The organism is Gluconobacter sp. OJB, from assembly GCF_039638275.1.
Classification (GTDB): Bacteria; Pseudomonadota; Alphaproteobacteria; order Acetobacterales; family Acetobacteraceae; genus Gluconobacter; species Gluconobacter cerevisiae.
In genome coordinates this window covers 688526-706328 of the sequence record NZ_JBDIWH010000001.1, presented here as the reverse complement: position 1 = coordinate 706328, position 17803 = coordinate 688526, and the positions used below count along the sequence as shown (strand labels likewise).

Below are 17803 nucleotides of genomic sequence, written 5' to 3'. Positions count from 1 at the left end.
AAGATCCTTCGATTGTCCGTCATCCGCATGTGAATGCCATGACGGTCCAAACCATCGTTTCTTTAATTTTGGGATTCCACAAAAAACCGCCTGTTTTCCAAACCTTACACGGAATTGTGTCAAGAGGATCCGACACAGAGCGCAGATGAAACGAAGGTTGCGATTTTCCTGAAGTGGCTCTGGTCATGTGTTTCCGGGGCTGCAAGAATGCGTTAAATAAACGTTACGAAACACCTCTGGCAGGAATTGATGAGCCATTCTGAAAGCATTAGCGCCGTTTTTGATGCCTTTGATGGCATCAGTGACGAAGAATGGCTTCAGGTTCTGGTGTCGTCCGTGCGCATTCCTGAAATTCAGGGCGTGATGATGCCATCTTTCCCCCCTGACGACCTGCAACGGGAAATTCATGGCCATCATGGGGAAATTTCCATCCATGAAGCCCACGTCTTTTTTCGGGAAATCAAGGCGTACTGCGCTTATGCCGGGCGTCCGGTCCGTCCCGAGACGCGATTGCTGGATTTCGGATGTGGCTGGGGGCGTATCGCCCGGCTGTTCATGAAAGATATCCGTCCGTCCAACCTGTATGGCGCGGAAACCACGGATCGTTTTCTTATGGCGGCGCGGCGGGCTAATCCTGCGCTGAATTTTCTGGGCTGCGATCTGGTGCCGCCCATGCTCCTGACGTCGGAGAGCTTTGACCTGATAACGTCTTGGTCGGTGTTTTCGCATCTGGATGAATTTCTTGCGGGGCACTGGGTGAGGGAATTTCATCGACTCCTTAAACCGGGCGGAATCCTAGTGATGACGACACAGAGCCGCCGGTTCATCGCTTTCTGCGCCGAGCAAAGGCTCAAGCGCGCCTCCGGCATCCGTCTGGAGCATCCGTGGCACGAAGCCTGTGCCGACAGCTTTACCGATGAGGCACGTGCGAATGCGGAGTTCGAGGCCGGACGCTTTCTTCATGCAGCCTCCTCAAAACCGCCTCAGCCCCAGTCGCATTATGGCGAGGCGATTATTCCGCGGAATTACATCATCAAGGCATGGGGCGGCCTGTTCCGCCTGATCGAATACATGGACAATCCTGTGCGGTTGCCACAGGTTCTGATTGTAATGCAGAAGATCGGATAGTCATTCTTTGTCATGACACTGTGACGGAGCGGGAGGGAAAGGGTTTGAACAAAGCCTGTATCAGCATGGGATTGCTTGCTGTTCTTCTAACTGCGCCGTTTTCCAGTGTTTCCGCCGAACCAGAAGAAACTGTTACCGTCACTGGTCAGCACGCCATACGGGTCGGGAGCTACAAGGGCATTTACCGCGTCTATGACCGGTTTGACCGTCTGCCGGAAAAAGCCGGGAAGAATCTGTCGCTGCATTTTCTGGGCGATATCCTGCCTGACCATGCCGTGCCGTCTGAGGCGCGGGTCGTACTCCATACCAAAGAGGGCGATATTCCCCTTTTCGTTGGTGAGGACCGGGAAATGCACTTTCCCCGTTCCGTGGCGCTTTTGGCAGAAAACCCTCCCGTTCTGCTGACCCTGCCGCCCAACAGAAAAGTCCAGCTTGAGCTGGCGATCGAGGTTGACCCTCTTCCGGCACCGTCTTTTACGAAAGAGCAGGCTGAGGGATGGCTCGGTGAGATCAATGCCGCCATTCGCGATTTCTTTGGCGTGATCCTCGCCTTTCTGGCGCCTGATGCACACCGGTTGAAGGTTGATGTCGCTCCCGGCGCGCATTTTGAAGCTGTGGAAAACGACAAGGCACGGCTTCTGGTCGATAATCAGAGTGCCGCGCCCTATACATTCATTCTCCATCCTCAGAATTATCAGGACGGAACCGTGTTTCGCTCCGACAGGCCATTTTCCATGATCCGCGTGAAGATTCCGACGGATGAATTCTTCACGCTCAAGCGCAAAAACTGATGCGGGATTTGACAGATGGACCGTGAGGACGCATCACGCGAAACCTTAAATTCACTGCCAGCAGGGGGATCCATGTCGGTTCACGCGTTCGTCTTTCCGGGACAGGGGAGCCAGTCCGTCGGGATGGGACAGGCCCTTCACGAGGCTTTTGCATCCTCTCGCGCCGTTTTTCAGGAAGTCGATGAGGCGCTCGGCAATCATCTGTCGCGCCTGATGTTTACTGGTGATGCGGATGAACTGACACGTACGGAAAATGCCCAGCCTGCGTTGTTCGCGGTTTCGCTGGCCGCCGTGCGTGCTCTGGAAAGCGAAGGCGGCTTCAAACTGGCGGACAAGGCGGCTCTGCTGGCCGGGCATTCGCTGGGTGAATATTCCGCGCTCGCCGCTGCTGGTACGCTGGGAATTGCGGAAGGTGCGCGTCTGCTGCGTCTGCGTGGTCAGGCCATGCAGCGCGCTGTTCCGGCCGGGGAAGGCGGAATGGCGGCGCTGCTGGGGGTGGATGCGTCGCAGGCTCGTGCGATCTGTGATGAAGCCTCTCAGGGCGAGACGCTGGAAATCGCCAATGACAATGGAGGCGGTCAGATCGTAGTCTCCGGCGTGATGAGTGCGATCGACCGCGCCATCGTCATCGCCAAGGAACATGGCATCAAGCGCGCCGTGAAGCTGCCGGTCTCGGCACCGTTCCATTCGTCGCTGATGGCGCCTGCTGCACGTGAGATGGAAGATGCTCTGGAGACCGTAACGCTGAACGCACCGTCCGTTCCTGTCATTGCGAATGTTACGGCTGCCAAGGTGACCGATCCTGCCGTTATCCGCGAACTGCTCGTCAAGCAGGTGACGGGCACGGTGCGCTGGCGCGAAAGTGTGGAGGCCATGGTGGCGATGGGCGTGACGAACATGCACGAGCTTGGCGCGGGCAAGGTCCTGTGCGGTCTGGCGCGTCGTATTGCTCCCGAACTGGCCACCAGCAATGCCGGGACGCCTGCCGAAATCGAAGCCCTGCTCAAGACCCTTTAAGGACAACCGATCATGTTTTCTCTTTCCGGCAAGACGGCCCTCGTGACGGGCGCATCAGGTGGTATCGGTGCTGCCATCGCCCGCCAGCTTCACGCTCAGGGCGCGACCATCGTGCTCAGCGGTACCCGCGAAGCGGCCCTTCAGGAACTAACCGACAGCCTCGGCGAACGCGCCCATATCGCCGTCGCCAACCTGTCCGACCCTGCCGAGGCCGATGGTCTTGTGGCGAAGGCCGAAGCCGTTGCGGGCGCTCCCTTGGACATTCTTGTCAATAATGCCGGTCTGACGCGCGATACGCTCGCCATCCGCATGAAGGACAGCGACTGGTCGCAGGTTCTGACCGTGGATCTGGAAAGCCCGTTCCGTCTGGCGCGCGCAGCCCTCAAGGGGATGCTGCGCCGTCGTGCGGGGCGGATTATTTCGATCGCATCTGTGGTGGGAACAACGGGCAATGCCGGTCAGGCCAACTATGCCGCCGCCAAGGCAGGCATCGTGGGTATGAGCAAATCTCTGGCGCAGGAAGCCGGTCCGCGTGGTGTGACGGTCAATGTCGTGGCGCCCGGTTTCATCGAAACGCCGATGACGGATGTGCTGCCGGACGCGGTGCGTGAAAAGCTGGTCGGCTCTATTCCGCTCGGTCGGATGGGGAATACTGGTGACGTGGCGTCCGCAGTGGTATATCTGGCTTCCGAAGAGGCAGCATGGGTCACGGGTACGACCCTGCATGTCAATGGTGGCATGGCGATGGTGTGAATGCTTGGCCTTTTTGGTTAAAGCATGCTAATCGCGCGCTGCTTTGCCCGGCCTGCTGAAGGCTGATGTCCGGTTCTTCCGGCGGCAACGTCTCCCCTTCAACGGGGGCGGCCCTGCTCTGGAGGAACCACTGGGCTTCCGGACTGGCAGACGGCAGTACGAGTTTTGATGTAACGCACCGGACGGGCAACAGGGTCCCGGATGGGCAGAAGGAACGAACAGATGAGCGACATTGCTGACAAGGTAAAGAAGATCGTTGTCGAGCACCTCGGTGTGGACGAAAGCAAGGTAACGCCGGACGCGTCGTTCATCGACGATCTGGGCGCAGACAGCCTCGACACGGTCGAGCTGGTCATGGCTTTTGAAGAAGCCTTCTCCGTCGAGATCCCGGAAGATGCAGCTGAGAAGATCGCAACCGTCAAGGATGCCATCGACTACATCGAAAAGCAGAAGGCAGCCTGAGGCTAGTCCTCAAGCTGACCGGGGCCGGTTTTCTGGCTCCGGATTCCTGCTCCGCCATGGAGCGGGAGGTCAGTCAGGCCTTGTCATGAGGCCCGGCTGCAAGACCCGGACATAACGTGAGACAAGAGGCATCGATGAGCGGGACTGCAACTAACGGGCGGCGTGTCGTCGTAACCGGTATCGGTGTTGTCAGCCCACTGGCTGTGGGCGCGGAACTGACCTGGAAGCGGCTGATCGAAGGACAGTCCGGCATTGGCCGGATCACGCATTTCGATCCCTCCGAACTTCCTGCCCAGGTCGCCGGACAGGTTCCGGACGGCCCGACGGCGGAGGGCGGTCTCACGTTGTCCGACTGGGTGCCGGTCAAGGACCAGAAGAAGATGGACCGCTTCATCCATCTGGGCCTTGCCGCAGCCATTCAGGCTGTCGAGGATTCAGGCTGGAAGCCTGAGGACGAGGACGATCGCTGTGCCACTGGCGTTATGATCGGCTCGGGTATCGGCGGTCTTCAGACGATTTATGACGGTTCTCTGACGGTTTCGAGCGGCAAAGCCCGCCGTCTGTCGCCGTTCTTTATTCCTTCGGCTCTGATCAATCTGATTTCTGGGCATCTTTCGATCCGCTACGGCTTCAAGGGTCCGAACCATGCGGTCGTAACGGCCTGCGCGACGGGCGTTCACGCCATCGGCGATGCCTCGCGCCTGATCCAGTATGGCGATGCGGACGTTATGATCTCTGGTGGTGCGGAAGCCGCGATCTGCTCGCTCGGAATTGCCGGATTTTGCTCGGCCCGCGCCCTGTCCACTGCCTCCAACGATGATCCAACCAAGGCTTCTCGCCCTTGGGACAAGGACCGCGATGGCTTCATCATGGGTGAGGGTGCCGGTGTGGTTGTGCTTGAGGAACTTGAGCACGCTAAACGCCGTGGTGCGAAGATCTATGGTGAGATCGGCGGCTACGGCATGTCCGGCGATGCCCATCACATCACGGCTCCGGCTGAAGGGCATGAGGGTGCGTTCCGTGCCATGAAGGCCGCGCTGCGCAACAGCGGTGGCCTGACTACGGCCGATATCGACTACGTCAACGCCCACGGTACCTCCACGATGGCGGATGACCTTGAGCTGGATGCGGTCGAGCGTTTCTTCGGCGAGGACGCCAAGCGTTTGGTTATGTCCTCCACGAAGTCGGCCATTGGCCATCTTCTGGGGGCGGCCGGTGCGGTTGAGGCGATCTTCTGCCTTCAGGCCATCCGTGACGGCATCGTGCCGCCGACTCTGAACCTCGATAATCCGGCGCGTGAGAGCGTGATCGACCGCGTGGCGCATGTCGCCCAGCAGCGCAAGATCGACGTCGCCCTGTCCAACAGCTTCGGCTTTGGCGGCACGAATGCGAGCATCATCCTCAAGCGCTTCAAGGACTGAGGAAGGGTTCGTTTCCCATGTCTGAAGGCCAGTCTGACAGCGAGGAACCGCGGAAGCTCGTTCTTCCCCCAAAGGCTGGCCGCAAGCTGGCGCTCTTCGGGGCGCCGCTGCTCCTCGTGGCCGGACTGGTCGCGGGATATGGTCATTACACCGATCCGGGGCCACTACAGGATCCGAAGACTTTCGTTATCCCGCACGGCAACAATGCCCGTGTGACAAAAGCCCTTCAGGATGATGGCATCCTGTCGCCGACATGGGCTTCCGGCACTTTTTTCCGGATCGCGGCCTTTCTGACGCATCGCGACGGCCAGATCCATGCGGCGGAACTCCAGTTTCCCTCTCGCGTCTCGGTCGCGCACGTTCTTGAAATCCTGCGTCACGGCAAGCCTGTCTCCCATCAGGTGACGGTGCCTGAGGGACTGACGGCGCTGAAAATCACAGCCATTCTCGATAAGGCTCCGGCCCTGAGTGGTGAATTGCCGACGCTCGTTGAAGGAACAGTTTTTCCGCAGACGGTCTCTTATGTCTGGGGAACGTCACGTCAGGCTTTGGCCGAAAAATTGCAGAAAATGATGTCGACAAGACTGGCCGCAGCTTGGGACGGGCGCAATGTCGAGGCCTTGGACGGACTGATTCAGTCTCCGCAGGAGTTGCTGGTTCTGGCGTCCCTGATCGAGCGCGAAACGGCGGTGCCGTCGGAACGCCCCATGGTGGCGCGCGTATTCCTCAACCGTTTGAAGTTGGGAATGCGACTACAGACAGATCCGAGCGTGATTTACGGGCTTAGCAACGGGGCCGGGACGCTTGATGCGCCTCTGACCCATGAGGACCTGCAAACACCGGGGCCGTACAATACCTATCTTCAGGCCGGATTGCCCCCCGGACCCATCTGCTCACCCGGGCAGAGTTCTCTGGATGCGGCGGCGCATCCGGCTGATGGCAAAATGCTGTATTTCGTGGCGACAGGGTCGGGCGGGCATAATTTTGCCGAAACCCTTGCCGATCAGGATAAAAACATTCGCGCCTATCGCGCGCATCTGTCCGGGGCAACGCAGAACCCGAACTGATGTCCCGCTCTTTGGAAGAGAGCGGGACGGGTTTTTCAGTGCTTCAACGGATCGAGGCTCTGGCTCTGGACGCCTGCGGCCTGCGCCGAGTAGGGGCGCGACGCATCGTAGGTCGTCGGGTAAGGACTGTTGCCGACCACATCCTGTGCGGCTGTGGTGGCCGCCTGCGTTGCGCGCGATGAGACTGTGGAGGCTGCTGGAGTTTGGGCGACCGACATAAGGGCGCGGCGCAGCGGATCAGCGGACGGATTGTTGACGCGCATCGTCACAACGATGTCTTCAGGACCGACCGTCTGGTTGTAATAGGCACGGTTCGCGCCGCTATCGACGGTCAGTTTCGAGCCACCCAGAGCGGCGCCAGCATAAAGGCCTTCGTTTTTCTGGGCAGCATAAATATCGGTGTTGTGTGCGCCGGCCGTGCTGTTTTCGACACCCGTACCGATGCTGGCAAAGGACGCAGAAGCAGAGGCGTCAAACTTGAACTGACTGTCCAGAATGGCCTGAATGCCGCGCTGGGACATGATGAACAGAATGGTTTCCGCGCTCTGGACGCCAACCTGTAATCCCAGCGAGGCCGTGCTCAGACGATAGAACGCCGGATCAGACCAGGATCCGCGTGCATCACGACTGAGCAGCAGGCAGCGCCCGCCAGAGCCGCCGATGCCGAAGGACATGTTCAGCACGGACGGACAGACCATGACGGCTTTTGCTTCTGCAAGAAGCTTCTGCGAGCGCGACTGGGGCGTGGTACCCGCGAAGAGATCCTGAACAGCCAGCGTGGCACGATCAACCACGAGCTGCTGCTGGCTGGCCGTGGTCTGGGGTGCGTCGGAGCAGGCCGACAGGGCAATACAGCCCGAAGCGACGAGCGTGGTCGTACGCAGGAGACCGGACAGGGTCATGGAAGATACCTTCTGCAGTCATCGAAAAGACGTTTCCCGCACTATGCGCCAAATGCGGCCAAATCACGAGTGCGGGAAAGGAGATGTCAGATTTCCACGTTAACCGCGGCTGAAAGGGCCTTGGCGACGCCCGGAGCGGCTGCGAGGATGGTCGCCCCTCCCGTCAGGCCGCCGGTCCGGAGGAAGGGTGAGATGGCCGCGCCGGACTCCGCGAGAATGGCCAGCGCAGCGGCCACATCCCAGAGCTGGATGACAATTTCCAGATAGCCGTCGGAGCGTCCACAGGCCACATCCGCCAGAGCCAGCGCGCCGGAGCCGCCCGAGCGTGGCATGGCACCCAGCGCCATGATGGCGGCAATCTTTTCGTTGAAAATTTCGGCAGGGACGCGGGAAGACCAGCCCATTTCGATCATGGCTTCCTGCGTATTGGTGATGGGAGAGGCCTTGATGGGCTTGCCGTTAAGGAACGCGCCCTTGCCTTTGCTGGCGGTGAAGACTTCACCCAGAGCCGGGGCTTCAATCACGCCCGCAACAGGTTCGTCGCCTTCCAGAAGGCCGAGGGAGACACACCAGCGGTCACGACCGCGGGCATAGTTCGATGTGCCGTCGATCGGGTCCACAACCCAACGGAAGCGGCCCTGACGCGTGGCGCCATTTTCTTCGCCCTGAAAACCGTCTTCGGGGAACAGCTCCTGAATGCGACGACTGACAAGGGCTTCGACAGCGCCGTCTGCTTCGGTCAGATAGTCCTGCCGTCCCTTGAGAGTTCCGCTCGGGCCACCCGGAGCGGGGCGGAGGGAGAGGGCCAGTTGTGCTGCGTCGCGGACGACGCTGCGGGCGGCTTCGAGGCGGACGGCGATTGGATCAAAAGTCATGGAACAGTCCTATTCAGCGCGTCGTGCAGCGCGAAGGGATGACGTGATGGCGGGGTCTTCAAGGCCCATGAGTCGGCTGGCGGCCGTTGTTGCGAACAGATGCAGCAGCGTCCGCCTCCGGGCGGGAGCGAGTCTGTGGAGTGCCGGTTCCCGGATGATCGTGCATTCTGCCAGAACGCCATCGCGCAAGGCAGGGGGGACGGCGCTGACACTGACGACGATCAGACCCACGTCCGGCGGGATGAGGTTCACGGGAAAACCGTCATCCACGGCGAAAAACAGGCGGTCGGACCAGTCACGGTATTCGGGCCATTTCTGATCGGTCTGAAAGTCGCGCAGGCCGGACTTGATCTCGATGCAGATCAGGGAGTGGTCGGGCAGCAGCGCCATCACGTCCGCGCGACGGCCTCCGGCGGGCAGGGAAAATTCATTGATGGCCGCCCAGTTCATCGTCCGGCACAGGCCGAGAACGGCGCGCCGGATGGCCAGTTGCGTTTCGGGCAGACCACAGGCGATGTCTGCGGGAATTGCGGAAAGAGCCTCACTCATGGTTCCATCCTGCCCCGATCTGCGCTCTACGTCTGCCCCGGCAGATATTTTTTTGAAGCTGTATTTTTGCGGGAGGAGTGCCTCATGCCATTTCTGCGGACAGATCACTGGCGATGCGCCATCGTTCATGCGCCTCTGGCGGAGATCGTCGATGCGGCCAGTCTGAACGGTTTTCCTATCACGACGCTGCCCGACATCGGGGACCATCGTTTTCTGGCGGACCCTTTCGGCCTGTGGCGAGACGGAAAGCTGTATGTCTTTGCTGAAGCGTTTGATTATCGCCACCCAAAAGGCACGATCGAAGTTCTGATCTATGACGGTACGGGGCGGATGCTGTCCCGCGAGACCGTTCTGGAAGAGCCCTGGCACCTGTCTTACCCCTTCGTGTTCGAGCATGAGGGCGACATCTATCTGCTGCCGGAAGCGAGCGCCTCGGGGCGTCTCTCGCTGTATCGTGCGACGTCATTTCCCCGGGGATGGGAGCGCGTCGAGGCCTTCGATTTCCCTGAAGCCGCGATCGACGCCACGCCGTTCCATCATGCCGGTCGGTGGTGGATGTTCTGGACTCCTGCGGGCAGCAAAGCCGAGCGGCAAAGTCTGCTGAACATCTCCGTGGCTGATACGCTGACGGGTGCATGGAAAAATCTTGGACTTTTTCTGAATGACCGTGCGGGTGCGCGTCCGGCAGGGACGCCGGTTGTCGTGGATGGAAAGATCATTCTGCCGACGCAGGACTGTCAGGGAACCTATGGGCGCGGCATTCGACTGCTGGAAATTGAAGGGCTGGAGCGTGGTCTGCCGAAAGTCACGCCCGGGCTGACGATCTCCATTCCAGCCTCCCTGCGTCGGCGATTTGGGGACGGAATGCACACGCTTTCCGCAGCCGGACAGGTGACGCTGATTGACGTCAAGAAAATCGGACTTGGCCCGAAGCGCGACCTGCTGAATGTGAAGCGGCGGCTCTTCGGGGCCTGAAAGCGTGTATTCCGGGCGTTCAGAAGCCCGGAATACGGTCCAGCACGGCATTGCCGTTACGGGTGAAGGCTTCTGGGCCGAAGCGCTCCAGAACCCGCTTGCGGGAGCGTTCACCCATTGCTGCCAGATCGGCGGGTCTGCCAATCAGATCCGCCAGAGCGGCTGCGAGTGCGGGGGCGTTGTCGAATGGCACGATGCGACCCGTTTCGCCGTCGAGGATGCTGGACGGCAGTTCTCCCGCCGGGGTCGCGACAACAGGCAACCCGCAGGTCATGGCTTCATGTCCTGCTACGCACATGCCCTCCCAGTGCGACGACTGGACGTAGAGGTGCAGGGTTTTCAGGAAATCCATGGGCTTTGACGTATAGCCCGGAAGGTCGATCGGCAGATTTCCGGCTGTGATGCGGGCTTGAAGCGCCGCGTGAAGAGGGCCGTCGCCTGCAATCTGAAGACGAAACGGCGGCAGGTCCGGATGATCTTTCAGGAGGGACACGGCCTCGCAGAGGATGTCATAGGCTTTGACCGGATTGAGCCGTCCCAGAGAGCCGACCCGAATGACCTCGTCCTCTTTCCAGGGTGTTGCGATGGGCGCGTCAGGATTAGCGCGGAAAATGGGCCAGGCCACGAAATTATCGCTGAGACCGAGCTCTTTTGCGGCGAAGGTGATGACGGACTGGGAGTCGGCGACCCAGAGCGTGGTGTAGGGACGGCAGAGTCTGAGAAGGAACGCGTTGGCCTTTTTCAGACGTCCGCAATGCTGCCAGTGAACCGTCGGGGTCTTGTGGCGTAGTGCGATCAGTTGTCCCAAAAGCGTGGCACGGCTTAGCGATGTCCAGATCAGATCTGGTTGGAATGCCTCCATTTCATCCCTCAGCCAGCGATAGGCCGCGATATGGTCACGCGTTGTGCCTTCGCGCACTCGCACGGGTATTCCTGCGGCTTCCAGCAACGGAATGGCCAATCCGTCCTTGCGGGCCAGCGCGAAGACAGTCACGTCCCCGCCTCGGGCGCGCATGACGGAAACAATATCCGGAATGGGAAGCTGTGCGCCGCCGCATTCGAGCGAATTGATGATGTAGGCGATTTTCATGGGGTCGTCTGGGCCAGGATCTGTTCAGCCAGCGTCAGGTCGGACGGCTTGTCCACATCCACCGCCGCGCGCCCGTCCGATAGTGTCACCAGCCGGACATTCGCGCCGGTGAGCTTCTGGATACGGCCGTAAAGTGCGTTGGAATCCAGCGTACGCGTTATGGCGCGCAGCAGCGTGCCGAGGCCGAGCGTCAATGCCATCCGGAGCGGGCGCTTCCGGTTCTGCTGAAGGCGCTTCCACAGCGCAATGACGTTCCGCCCCTTTGGGGTGCCGATCAGGAACAGGTTACAGCCTGAAAAGCTCATATCTGACAGGTGGATATAGGTGCGCTTCGTGCTGGGAACGTCGCGTTCAACCGTCGCACGTAACGCCACACCGGCGGCCAGATCGCAACCCTGTGCCTTGGCCAGAAATTCTTCAATCCATTCCGGACGAAGAAGCGCATGGTCGGCCGTTGTCACCAGACAGGGCGTGCCGATCCTGTCGATAGCTTCGGCAACGCTTTCGCTGGGAGAGGGGGCTGAGCGCAGGATCGTGGCATTGCCAGCGAGGTCCTTGATGCAGGCGGGGTTTTCGATGCTGATCGTGACGGGGCCGAGGCCCGCCGTGCGGGCAATGGTGTCCAGCACACGGGCCAGCATGGGCTGGCCCGCGACGGGAAGAAGCGCTTTGTGAGAAACCCGCCCGAGTTTTGCGAGAACATCATTTTCGCCGTCACGCGAACCAGCGAGCACCAGAACCGGAAGACTCATGACGCGGGGTTACGGTCTGACGTTTTGCGCGATGCTGCCGGACGGGCCCCGTCGGGACGATCTTTCGGCGGCGAGCCGGTCAGGTCCATGACCCATGGATAGCGGTGCGCCTCTTCAAGATCGTAGCCGAGATTGAAGACGTGCTTGCTGCGGGGCCGGTCGCGGGCTTCGCGGTAGAAGCTGCTGAACAGGCGGTCCGGCACATAGTTTGTGATGCCGTAATTGCCGTCTTCGTCATGGAAATGATGCAGGACGTGCAGCTGCTTGATGTCCGCCACCCATTTCCAGCGCGGCTTGTAGGCCAGATGCTGGATGCAGTGGAAGAATTCATAGACGCAGGTCATGATCAGCGCGGTTGAAAGCGCACAGAACGCACCACTCCAGCCTGCGATCAGACCACCGATCGGCATCGTGATGATGGCCATCGTCGGTACCGTGTTCAGCGGTGAGCCGAACAGAACGTCCAACAGATGCGGGTCCTGATGATGGTCGAAATGGATGCGTTTCCATAGGGACGCAGTCCAGTGATTGCGATAGAGCCAGCGTCCGTGAAGAATGAAGCGGTGGATCGCATACCAGGCCAGCGGATAAACCACGATCACGACGGGGACGGGAAGGAGCGTCACCCACAGGGAGACCGAGAAATGCAGGGCTGCCCAGGCCGCGCCTGCGATCAGGGCGAAATAAAGCAGGATCGTCGGATAGGTCAGATAGGCGAACCAGAGCTGGGAGAGGTTCATCTTTCCCAGATCAAAGCTGCGGCCTGTCCGGATGGCGGACATGTTGCGCCACGGTGCAGTGAAAATGCTCATCGTTCCTCCATCCGCAGGAGCCAGGTCAAACCCAGGAGGGCGCCAAGCAGTGGCCCGACGCTGACAGCCAGCGGGGCTGGCAGCGTGCCTGCGTTTCCAAGTGCGGAAATCATTCCCTGCAGGATGACGAACCCCATTCCGGCGCCAAGAACGTACACCGGAAGAGGATTTCGAAGTCCTGCACGGGGAGGGATATAGATCACCGGAAGCGTCAATAGAAGCATTACTGCAATTTCAAACGGTAAAATCATGCCGCCAAAGAGGGCCATACGGTAAGTGGCCCTTGGCAGGCTTGCAGCGGCGCCCCTGTGCAGAATGGCGCTGATCTGACCTGGCGTGACAAAAGCCCCGCTCTGGGACAGCGTCATGATGGTCGATGGGGTGGCGGGAATAATAAAGGTGTTGTCGCCCGTGGTGACGTTCACGAAGGACTTGTCTTCGGAAAGGGAGAGGTCCTGCGCCCCATCCGGGTGCCACTGACCCTGTGCGTAGGTCAGCGTATTCGTGTGTTCGGTGCCTGTAAGCAGCCCCGTGGAGTCACGATGATAGATTGTCACGTCCCGCAGGAAGTATCCTCCCTGGGCGATCTGCCCAATCCGGACCAGTGTTGGCCCCGCGCGAAACCAGAGGATATCATCTTCTGGCTGCCCGGCCTGTCCAGCCAGAGGGTCCGTTCGGTTCCACCATGTGGTAAGGGCATTTTCGCAAGGAGGAACAAGCCAGTACTGGGCACAGGTTCCGCCGATACCAACAATCAGGACTGCGGGCAGAAGCAGGCGGTACAGCGCAATTGTTGAAAGTCCGGCTGCACGCAGGGCCGAGATCTCGCTCGACAGCGTCATTTGCGTGAGGAGGAAAAGCGCGCCGACCATGAAGGCCAGCGGCATGATGTCGATGCTCAGTGCCGGAAGGTGCAGGAAGGCGAAGGTCAGAATTCCGCGGAGACCAAGGTGCCGGTTCAGAATCGGTGTTGTCTTCTCCATGAGTGCCAGAATTTCCAGCAGAGAGACGAGCACAACACCGCAGAGCATGAACCGTCCCAGCAGGGCCCGGTTGAGCGCTCTGAGCAGCACGAAGCGGGGCATGGAAGACTGGGAGTCGCTCATGCTGCAACCCGCTTCAGCAAGCGGCGGCGCCATGAGCCGCGGGACCGACGCAGCAGTGCCGCCAGACAGCCTATGCAGAATATGGCTTCCGGCACCCATATCGCCAGCCAGATTGGCAGACGACCTGTTGAGGCCAGGCTGTGCCCGAACATCAGGGTCTGGTCAAAGCCGATCAGGATGACGGCGACGGCGATCAGACCCCAGACGGATTTCCGGCGTCGCGCGCTGATGGCGAGTGCGACTGCGAGCGGGGGAATGAAGGGAATGGCGATGGCGCGCGCCATGCGGAAATCCATTTCAGCCCGGAGTGTACGGTATTCGATGCCCGGCAGGCCGTAGCGCAGGTCGTGGGCAAGTTCGAGCAGAGTCAGTTCACGCTCGTCGGCTCCGCGTGTTCGGAAAGCGGTTTCCTTATCTGGTCGGTCAATGACGCGAACGACATGTTCGAAATGTGTGACCGTCGGTTTGTGGGGGTGGGTGGCCTGAAACGGATCGTCCACGATTTCTCCGTTCCACAGATCGAGGCGCGTGCTGCGCGTTTTTTCCGAAATGGTCAGCGCGCCGGTTTGGGCCGTGATAATGTGGGCCACCCCATTTGCGCTGACTTCACGAATGAAAACGCGTTTGAGGCGGGTTCCGGCATGACTCACGCTGTCTGCGGTCATGACGGCCTTGCTGGAGGTGGAGGCGAACATCCCGGCCTGAAGATGGGGTGCCCAGCCGGTATGCTCGGCAAAATAGAAGCCTGCGCGATAGTCGTACCGGGCCACGGGCTGGATATAGCCGTACAGGAACACGCTTGCAGCACCAAGAAGAAGGCCGACGATCATGAAGGGGCGGCTGATCCGCATGAGCGAGACGCGACCGGCCTGAAGGGCGTCAATCTCGTTGTTGTCGCTCATGCCGCGAACAGTCAGGAAGACCGCGATGCACAAGGCCGCAGGCAGGGCGATGCCGAAATAATGAGGCAGCAGATCCGTCAGGAGCGCGATGCAGGTCGCAAGGGAACTTCCTGCGGATGCGAGATAGTCGAAAAGCGATAGGAGGCGCTCGAGAAGCAGGGCGACCAGCATCGCCAGAAGCGCGATCGCAAATGGCGGCGCCATCTGCGTCAGCAGATAGCGGTCCAGAATATTGGCCCGCTGTTTCACGCGTCTGTCCTTCCAGTGTGCTTCCATCCGGCTCGCTTCCATGAAGCGCGCTCGCTGACCGAACCATCCAACCGGTGGCGGGCCAGATCAATGTGCCAGCCCTCCTCATATGGGTGGATCGTCAGATGATTCCAGCAGGCCTGTCGATGAGGGCGGTCATCGGTCAGAGAGGCCGACGCCACGCCCAGCAGTGGAATGTCCGTTCCGGCGATATGGGTCAGCGTCGCATCATGGGAATGGCCGTGCAGGACGATTTCTGCTCCGGCCCGTCGCAGAAGGGCTGCAAATTGGCGGTGATCCAGTAGCGATTTGCGCCAGGGAACGAGGCCGCGCTTCGGCGGATGATGGATCATCACGACCCGGCACAGCTCTTCTTCTCCAAGGCGCGTCAGCAGGGCTTCGAGCCGCTCCCGCTGTCTGCGCCCAACGCGGCCGTATGCCATGAAGGGGGCTGTGGGAATGCCGGAATTGACACCTACGATCGCAGTTCCGTTCTGGATACGGACATACGGATATTGCCGCGCGGACCAGCGTTCCCACTGCTCGAGCCCGGCTGAAGCCGGTTGCCGGACCATGCAGTCATGATTGCCGGGAATCACGAGGGCCGGGGCGGGGAGCGCCTCAAGCCAGCGGGCGGCCTCTGAAAATTCGTCCGGCGTTCCGAAATTGGTCAGATCCCCGCTTACGAGGATGGTATCCACGCCTGCGCGTCCGATATCCTTCACCAATGCTGCACAGGTCTGAGCGAGATGGACGTACTGGCGGTGTTTTTTCCACGACAGCAGGCTCAGGGCGCGTTTGTTGAGCGCCGCACGCCATTGAACCGGCGGTGGAGGCAGGTGCGGGTCTGAAATATGGGCCAATGTAACATGAGGCGTTGTGACAGGGGACGTGTGCCGCGACGAGAGGGGATCTGCGGGCAGGTCAGGGGTCATGATCAGAAAGAGGCCTTGTCAGTATCCACGCCATGAGACGGCACCCGGGACTGCCGGGATGTGCCGTTCTGGCAGTTCCATCATAGCCGTGCTAGACCCGCCCGCATAGCCGAACGCCATATGAAGATTGCCTCCCCAGTGCGCATAGCCTTGATCCATAATGCCCGTAGCCGGAAAAACCGCCGGAACGGTTCCAGTTTTGCTGTCGAGGCCCAGGCCCTTCTGGGGAAGGATTTCGTTCCCTCCGACAGTCGGGAAGGGACCACTGCTCATGTTCGCCAGCTCTACGAACGGGGTATCAACACCATCATCATCGATGGCGGAGACGGAACGGTCAGTACGGCCCTGACTGCGATCGCGCGCGCCTACCCTCCCGACCGTCTGCCCGATATTGTGGTTCTGGCGTCGGGTAATACGAACCTGATTGCCAGTGACGTTGGGTTCGGCCTGCGGGGTATGGAAGCCATCCGTCGCCTGAAGGCAGGCGCCCTGCGCTCCAGCATCCGCACACCGATCCGCCTGTCCTGGCCCGGAACCGACCGCATGCCTGTACTTGGGCTTTTCGGGGGATGTGCCGGATTTGCGCGGGCCGTTCGCATCGCTCATTCACCAACGGTCCTGCGTTTTGCGCCGCATGATCTGGCCGTAGGGATCACCCTTCTCACCACGTTCGTCAGCCTCATGTTCCGCAAAAGCCGCGAAGCGTGGCTCCGGGGAGATCCGCTCCGGATCGAAACGGGCGGGCATGTCTATGACGGGCAGAGCTTCATGTTTCTTGCAACGGGGCTGTCATGTCTGTCACGTGGGATCTGGCCGTTCTGGGATGCTGAACCCAATGTTGAGGGTCTTCGATACCTTGATGTCAGCGCACAGCCCGAAAATCTCCTGCGAGCCACATGGGCGCTCCTGTGTGGTCGTGCACCGCGCTGGCTGCGTCGTCACCCCGATTACGTCAGTGGCCGTACGGATGACATGACGCTGGTGACGGAAAGCGATTTTGTGCTCGACGGAGAGGTTTTCAGCGCTGCGTCGGACGGTGTGCTGAGACTGGAGCGTGCGCCCAGCTTCCGGTTCCTCCATGCCTGATGCGCTCGAAAGGCGGCTGATTGGCGAACTGACCACTCCTGTCGACCCCGGTATCAGCGCTTTCGCCGATGCTTTGGCCCAAGCCTGCCCTGTCCTGCCGCTTGGTGTGCTGTTTTACGGCTCGTTGCTACGTAAGTCCGATCCGGACGGCATTCTTGACTTCTATATCGTCACCGAAAATGCCGCAGGCTTTTCAGGTGGACTGATTGCCCGGACCGGAAATCTCGTGTTGCCGCCCAATGTTCGGTATTCGGAATTCCGGTATCAGGACCGCGTTCTGCGCGCAAAAATTGCAGTGCTCTCCCGTGAGCAGTTCGCCGCACGCACCAGTCTTGGCGCTTTGGACACGACGATCTGGGCGCGTTTCTGCCAGCCGGTCCGGCTGGTCTGGGTGCGCGGGCCCGAGAGTGCGGACAGTCTTCTTACCTTGATTGCAGGATGTGTGACGACGGCTTCGTGTTGGGCTGCACTTCTGGGTGCACCTTCCATGACCGCACAGGAGTTTTGGAAAACCCTGTTTGCTCATACTTATGCGTCCGAACTGCGAGTAGAGCAAAAGGGTAGAGGTAGTAGTATTTTGGAAGGGCAGCAAGCGCGTTATGCAGCTTTGCTGCCGCTGGGATGGGCACGGGGACGCCTTCAGTTCTCGGCGAATGACGATACGCTGGAACCCGTTATCAGTACGGCGCTACGTCAAAAAGCAATGCGTCGATGGACATTGGTGCAGGCATCCGGTCGTCCGCGCAATGTAGCCAGACTGTTGAAAGCCGCTTTCACCTTTGAAAACGGCGCGTCCTATCTGGCGTGGAAAATAGAGCGTCATACCGGCTTCAATATGCAGTTATCGCCTTTTGAGAGTCGACATCCCCTCGTGATGCTGCCGTCTCTCATATGGCGGGCGCGGCATCTTCTGTTTCGTTCCCGGCCCTGA

20 protein-coding genes are annotated in these 17803 nt (G+C 60.1%); 11 read left to right on the top strand and 9 right to left on the bottom strand.

Going from position 1 to position 17803, the window contains the following annotated elements:
• Window positions 1-249 precede the first annotated feature (249 nt).
• The 8 genes from ABDK74_RS03205 to mltG all read left to right on the top strand — a co-directional run bounded on the left by ABDK74_RS03205 (window position 250) and on the right by mltG (window position 6639).
• On the top strand, window positions 250-1128 hold the full coding sequence (locus tag ABDK74_RS03205) for a bifunctional 2-polyprenyl-6-hydroxyphenol methylase/3-demethylubiquinol 3-O-methyltransferase UbiG (protein ID WP_194255132.1): 879 nt from the start codon (window positions 250-252) through the stop codon (window positions 1126-1128).
• Window positions 1129-1172: 44 nt separating this feature from the next.
• Window positions 1173-1919, top strand: coding sequence for a hypothetical protein (locus tag ABDK74_RS03200; RefSeq protein WP_346002685.1), 747 nt, complete (start codon window positions 1173-1175; stop codon window positions 1917-1919).
• Between the two features lie 72 nt (window positions 1920-1991).
• Entirely contained in the window at window positions 1992-2936 is a 945-nt protein-coding gene (gene fabD, locus ABDK74_RS03195) for an ACP S-malonyltransferase (RefSeq protein WP_346002684.1), read from the top strand.
• Window positions 2937-2948: 12 nt separating this feature from the next.
• Window positions 2949-3689, top strand: a complete 741-nt coding sequence (fabG, locus tag ABDK74_RS03190) for a 3-oxoacyl-[acyl-carrier-protein] reductase (protein WP_346002683.1) — start codon at window positions 2949-2951, stop codon at window positions 3687-3689.
• Between the two features lie 65 nt (window positions 3690-3754).
• Complete coding sequence (locus ABDK74_RS03185) at window positions 3755-3928, top strand: hypothetical protein (protein WP_194255128.1); 174 nt, start codon at window positions 3755-3757, stop codon at window positions 3926-3928.
• Complete coding sequence (locus ABDK74_RS03180; RefSeq protein ID WP_011253554.1) at window positions 3912-4151, top strand: acyl carrier protein; 240 nt, start codon at window positions 3912-3914, stop codon at window positions 4149-4151. Before ABDK74_RS03185 ends, ABDK74_RS03180 begins: the two co-directional genes overlap by 17 nt.
• Window positions 4152-4285: 134 nt before the next feature.
• The gene (fabF, locus tag ABDK74_RS03175; protein WP_346002682.1) at window positions 4286-5572 is read left to right on the top strand and encodes a beta-ketoacyl-ACP synthase II; all 1287 of its coding nucleotides are present in this window, start codon (window positions 4286-4288) and stop codon (window positions 5570-5572) included.
• Window positions 5573-5589: 17 nt separating this feature from the next.
• Window positions 5590-6639, top strand: coding sequence for an endolytic transglycosylase MltG (mltG, locus tag ABDK74_RS03170; RefSeq protein WP_346002681.1), 1050 nt, complete (start codon window positions 5590-5592; stop codon window positions 6637-6639).
• Window positions 6640-6674: 35 nt separating this feature from the next.
• Here mltG and ABDK74_RS03165 read toward each other — a convergent pair whose 3' ends face one another.
• From ABDK74_RS03165 to ABDK74_RS03155, 3 genes are all read right to left on the bottom strand, one after another.
• Window positions 6675-7541 (bottom strand): lipid-binding SYLF domain-containing protein, encoded by an 867-nt coding sequence (locus ABDK74_RS03165; RefSeq protein WP_346002680.1) that lies wholly within the window; start codon window positions 7539-7541, stop codon window positions 6675-6677.
• Between the two features lie 86 nt (window positions 7542-7627).
• Window positions 7628-8416: an inositol monophosphatase family protein gene (locus ABDK74_RS03160; RefSeq protein WP_346002679.1), complete on the bottom strand. Its 789-nt coding sequence runs from the start codon at window positions 8414-8416 to the stop codon at window positions 7628-7630.
• A 9-nt stretch (window positions 8417-8425) separates the two neighbouring features.
• Window positions 8426-8965, bottom strand: a complete 540-nt coding sequence (locus tag ABDK74_RS03155) for an MmcB family DNA repair protein (RefSeq protein ID WP_346002678.1) — start codon at window positions 8963-8965, stop codon at window positions 8426-8428.
• Between the two features lie 84 nt (window positions 8966-9049).
• Between ABDK74_RS03155 and ABDK74_RS03150 the strand changes: the two genes are divergently transcribed.
• A complete protein-coding gene (locus ABDK74_RS03150; RefSeq protein WP_346002677.1) occupies window positions 9050-9940 on the top strand; it encodes a hypothetical protein in 891 nt (296 codons plus the stop codon).
• A gap of 19 nt (window positions 9941-9959) precedes the next feature.
• Here the strand turns inward: ABDK74_RS03150 and ABDK74_RS03145 are convergent, their stop codons facing one another.
• From ABDK74_RS03145 to ABDK74_RS03120, 6 genes are read right to left on the bottom strand one after another with little or no spacing between them, the layout of a single operon-like run.
• On the bottom strand, window positions 9960-11030 hold the full coding sequence (locus ABDK74_RS03145; protein ID WP_346002676.1) for a glycosyltransferase: 1071 nt from the start codon (window positions 11028-11030) through the stop codon (window positions 9960-9962).
• The gene (locus tag ABDK74_RS03140; RefSeq protein WP_346002675.1) at window positions 11027-11782 is read right to left on the bottom strand and encodes a nucleotidyltransferase family protein; all 756 of its coding nucleotides are present in this window, start codon (window positions 11780-11782) and stop codon (window positions 11027-11029) included. The genes ABDK74_RS03145 and ABDK74_RS03140 overlap by 4 nt, the downstream gene beginning before the upstream one ends.
• Window positions 11779-12594: a sterol desaturase family protein gene (locus ABDK74_RS03135; RefSeq protein WP_346002674.1), complete on the bottom strand. Its 816-nt coding sequence runs from the start codon at window positions 12592-12594 to the stop codon at window positions 11779-11781. The genes ABDK74_RS03140 and ABDK74_RS03135 overlap by 4 nt, the downstream gene beginning before the upstream one ends.
• Window positions 12591-13700, bottom strand: coding sequence for an LptF/LptG family permease (locus tag ABDK74_RS03130; protein ID WP_346002673.1), 1110 nt, complete (start codon window positions 13698-13700; stop codon window positions 12591-12593). Before ABDK74_RS03130 ends, ABDK74_RS03135 begins: the two co-directional genes overlap by 4 nt.
• On the bottom strand, window positions 13697-14851 hold the full coding sequence (locus ABDK74_RS03125; RefSeq protein ID WP_346002672.1) for an LptF/LptG family permease: 1155 nt from the start codon (window positions 14849-14851) through the stop codon (window positions 13697-13699). The genes ABDK74_RS03130 and ABDK74_RS03125 overlap by 4 nt, the downstream gene beginning before the upstream one ends.
• Window positions 14848-15786 carry a metallophosphoesterase gene (locus ABDK74_RS03120; RefSeq protein ID WP_346002671.1) on the bottom strand — a complete coding sequence of 313 codons (939 nt, stop codon included), beginning with the start codon at window positions 15784-15786 and terminating at the stop codon, window positions 14848-14850. The genes ABDK74_RS03125 and ABDK74_RS03120 overlap by 4 nt, the downstream gene beginning before the upstream one ends.
• Before the next feature lie 120 nt (window positions 15787-15906).
• Here ABDK74_RS03120 and ABDK74_RS03115 point away from each other — a divergent pair, with 120 nt between their 5' ends.
• A complete protein-coding gene (locus ABDK74_RS03115; protein WP_346002670.1) occupies window positions 15907-16872 on the top strand; it encodes a diacylglycerol kinase family protein in 966 nt (321 codons plus the stop codon).
• Window positions 16865-17803, top strand: coding sequence for a hypothetical protein (locus tag ABDK74_RS03110; RefSeq protein ID WP_346004148.1), 939 nt, complete (start codon window positions 16865-16867; stop codon window positions 17801-17803). The genes ABDK74_RS03115 and ABDK74_RS03110 overlap by 8 nt, the downstream gene beginning before the upstream one ends.

Excerpts from the sequence above, each read along its gene's own strand:
- ABDK74_RS03205 (WP_194255132.1), top strand. The coding sequence starts at position 250 with ATGAGCCATTCTGAAAGCATTAGCGCCGTTTTTGATGCCTTTGATGGC.
- fabD (WP_346002684.1), top strand. The coding sequence starts at position 1,992 with ATGTCGGTTCACGCGTTCGTCTTTCCGGGACAGGGGAGCCAGTCCGTC.
- fabG (WP_346002683.1), top strand. The coding sequence starts at position 2,949 with ATGTTTTCTCTTTCCGGCAAGACGGCCCTCGTGACGGGCGCATCAGGT.
- ABDK74_RS03185 (WP_194255128.1), top strand. The coding sequence starts at position 3,755 with ATGTCCGGTTCTTCCGGCGGCAACGTCTCCCCTTCAACGGGGGCGGCC.
- ABDK74_RS03180 (WP_011253554.1), top strand. The coding sequence starts at position 3,912 with ATGAGCGACATTGCTGACAAGGTAAAGAAGATCGTTGTCGAGCACCTC.
- fabF (WP_346002682.1), top strand. The coding sequence starts at position 4,286 with ATGAGCGGGACTGCAACTAACGGGCGGCGTGTCGTCGTAACCGGTATC.
- mltG (WP_346002681.1), top strand. The coding sequence starts at position 5,590 with ATGTCTGAAGGCCAGTCTGACAGCGAGGAACCGCGGAAGCTCGTTCTT.
- ABDK74_RS03165 (WP_346002680.1), bottom strand. The coding sequence starts at position 7,541 with ATGACCCTGTCCGGTCTCCTGCGTACGACCACGCTCGTCGCTTCGGGC.
- ABDK74_RS03160 (WP_346002679.1), bottom strand. The coding sequence starts at position 8,416 with ATGACTTTTGATCCAATCGCCGTCCGCCTCGAAGCCGCCCGCAGCGTC.
- ABDK74_RS03155 (WP_346002678.1), bottom strand. The coding sequence starts at position 8,965 with ATGAGTGAGGCTCTTTCCGCAATTCCCGCAGACATCGCCTGTGGTCTG.
- ABDK74_RS03150 (WP_346002677.1), top strand. The coding sequence starts at position 9,050 with ATGCCATTTCTGCGGACAGATCACTGGCGATGCGCCATCGTTCATGCG.
- ABDK74_RS03145 (WP_346002676.1), bottom strand. The coding sequence starts at position 11,030 with ATGAAAATCGCCTACATCATCAATTCGCTCGAATGCGGCGGCGCACAG.
- ABDK74_RS03140 (WP_346002675.1), bottom strand. The coding sequence starts at position 11,782 with ATGAGTCTTCCGGTTCTGGTGCTCGCTGGTTCGCGTGACGGCGAAAAT.
- ABDK74_RS03135 (WP_346002674.1), bottom strand. The coding sequence starts at position 12,594 with ATGAGCATTTTCACTGCACCGTGGCGCAACATGTCCGCCATCCGGACA.
- ABDK74_RS03130 (WP_346002673.1), bottom strand. The coding sequence starts at position 13,700 with ATGAGCGACTCCCAGTCTTCCATGCCCCGCTTCGTGCTGCTCAGAGCG.
- ABDK74_RS03120 (WP_346002671.1), bottom strand. The coding sequence starts at position 15,786 with ATGACCCCTGACCTGCCCGCAGATCCCCTCTCGTCGCGGCACACGTCC.
- ABDK74_RS03115 (WP_346002670.1), top strand. The coding sequence starts at position 15,907 with ATGAAGATTGCCTCCCCAGTGCGCATAGCCTTGATCCATAATGCCCGT.
- ABDK74_RS03110 (WP_346004148.1), top strand. The coding sequence starts at position 16,865 with ATGCCTGATGCGCTCGAAAGGCGGCTGATTGGCGAACTGACCACTCCT.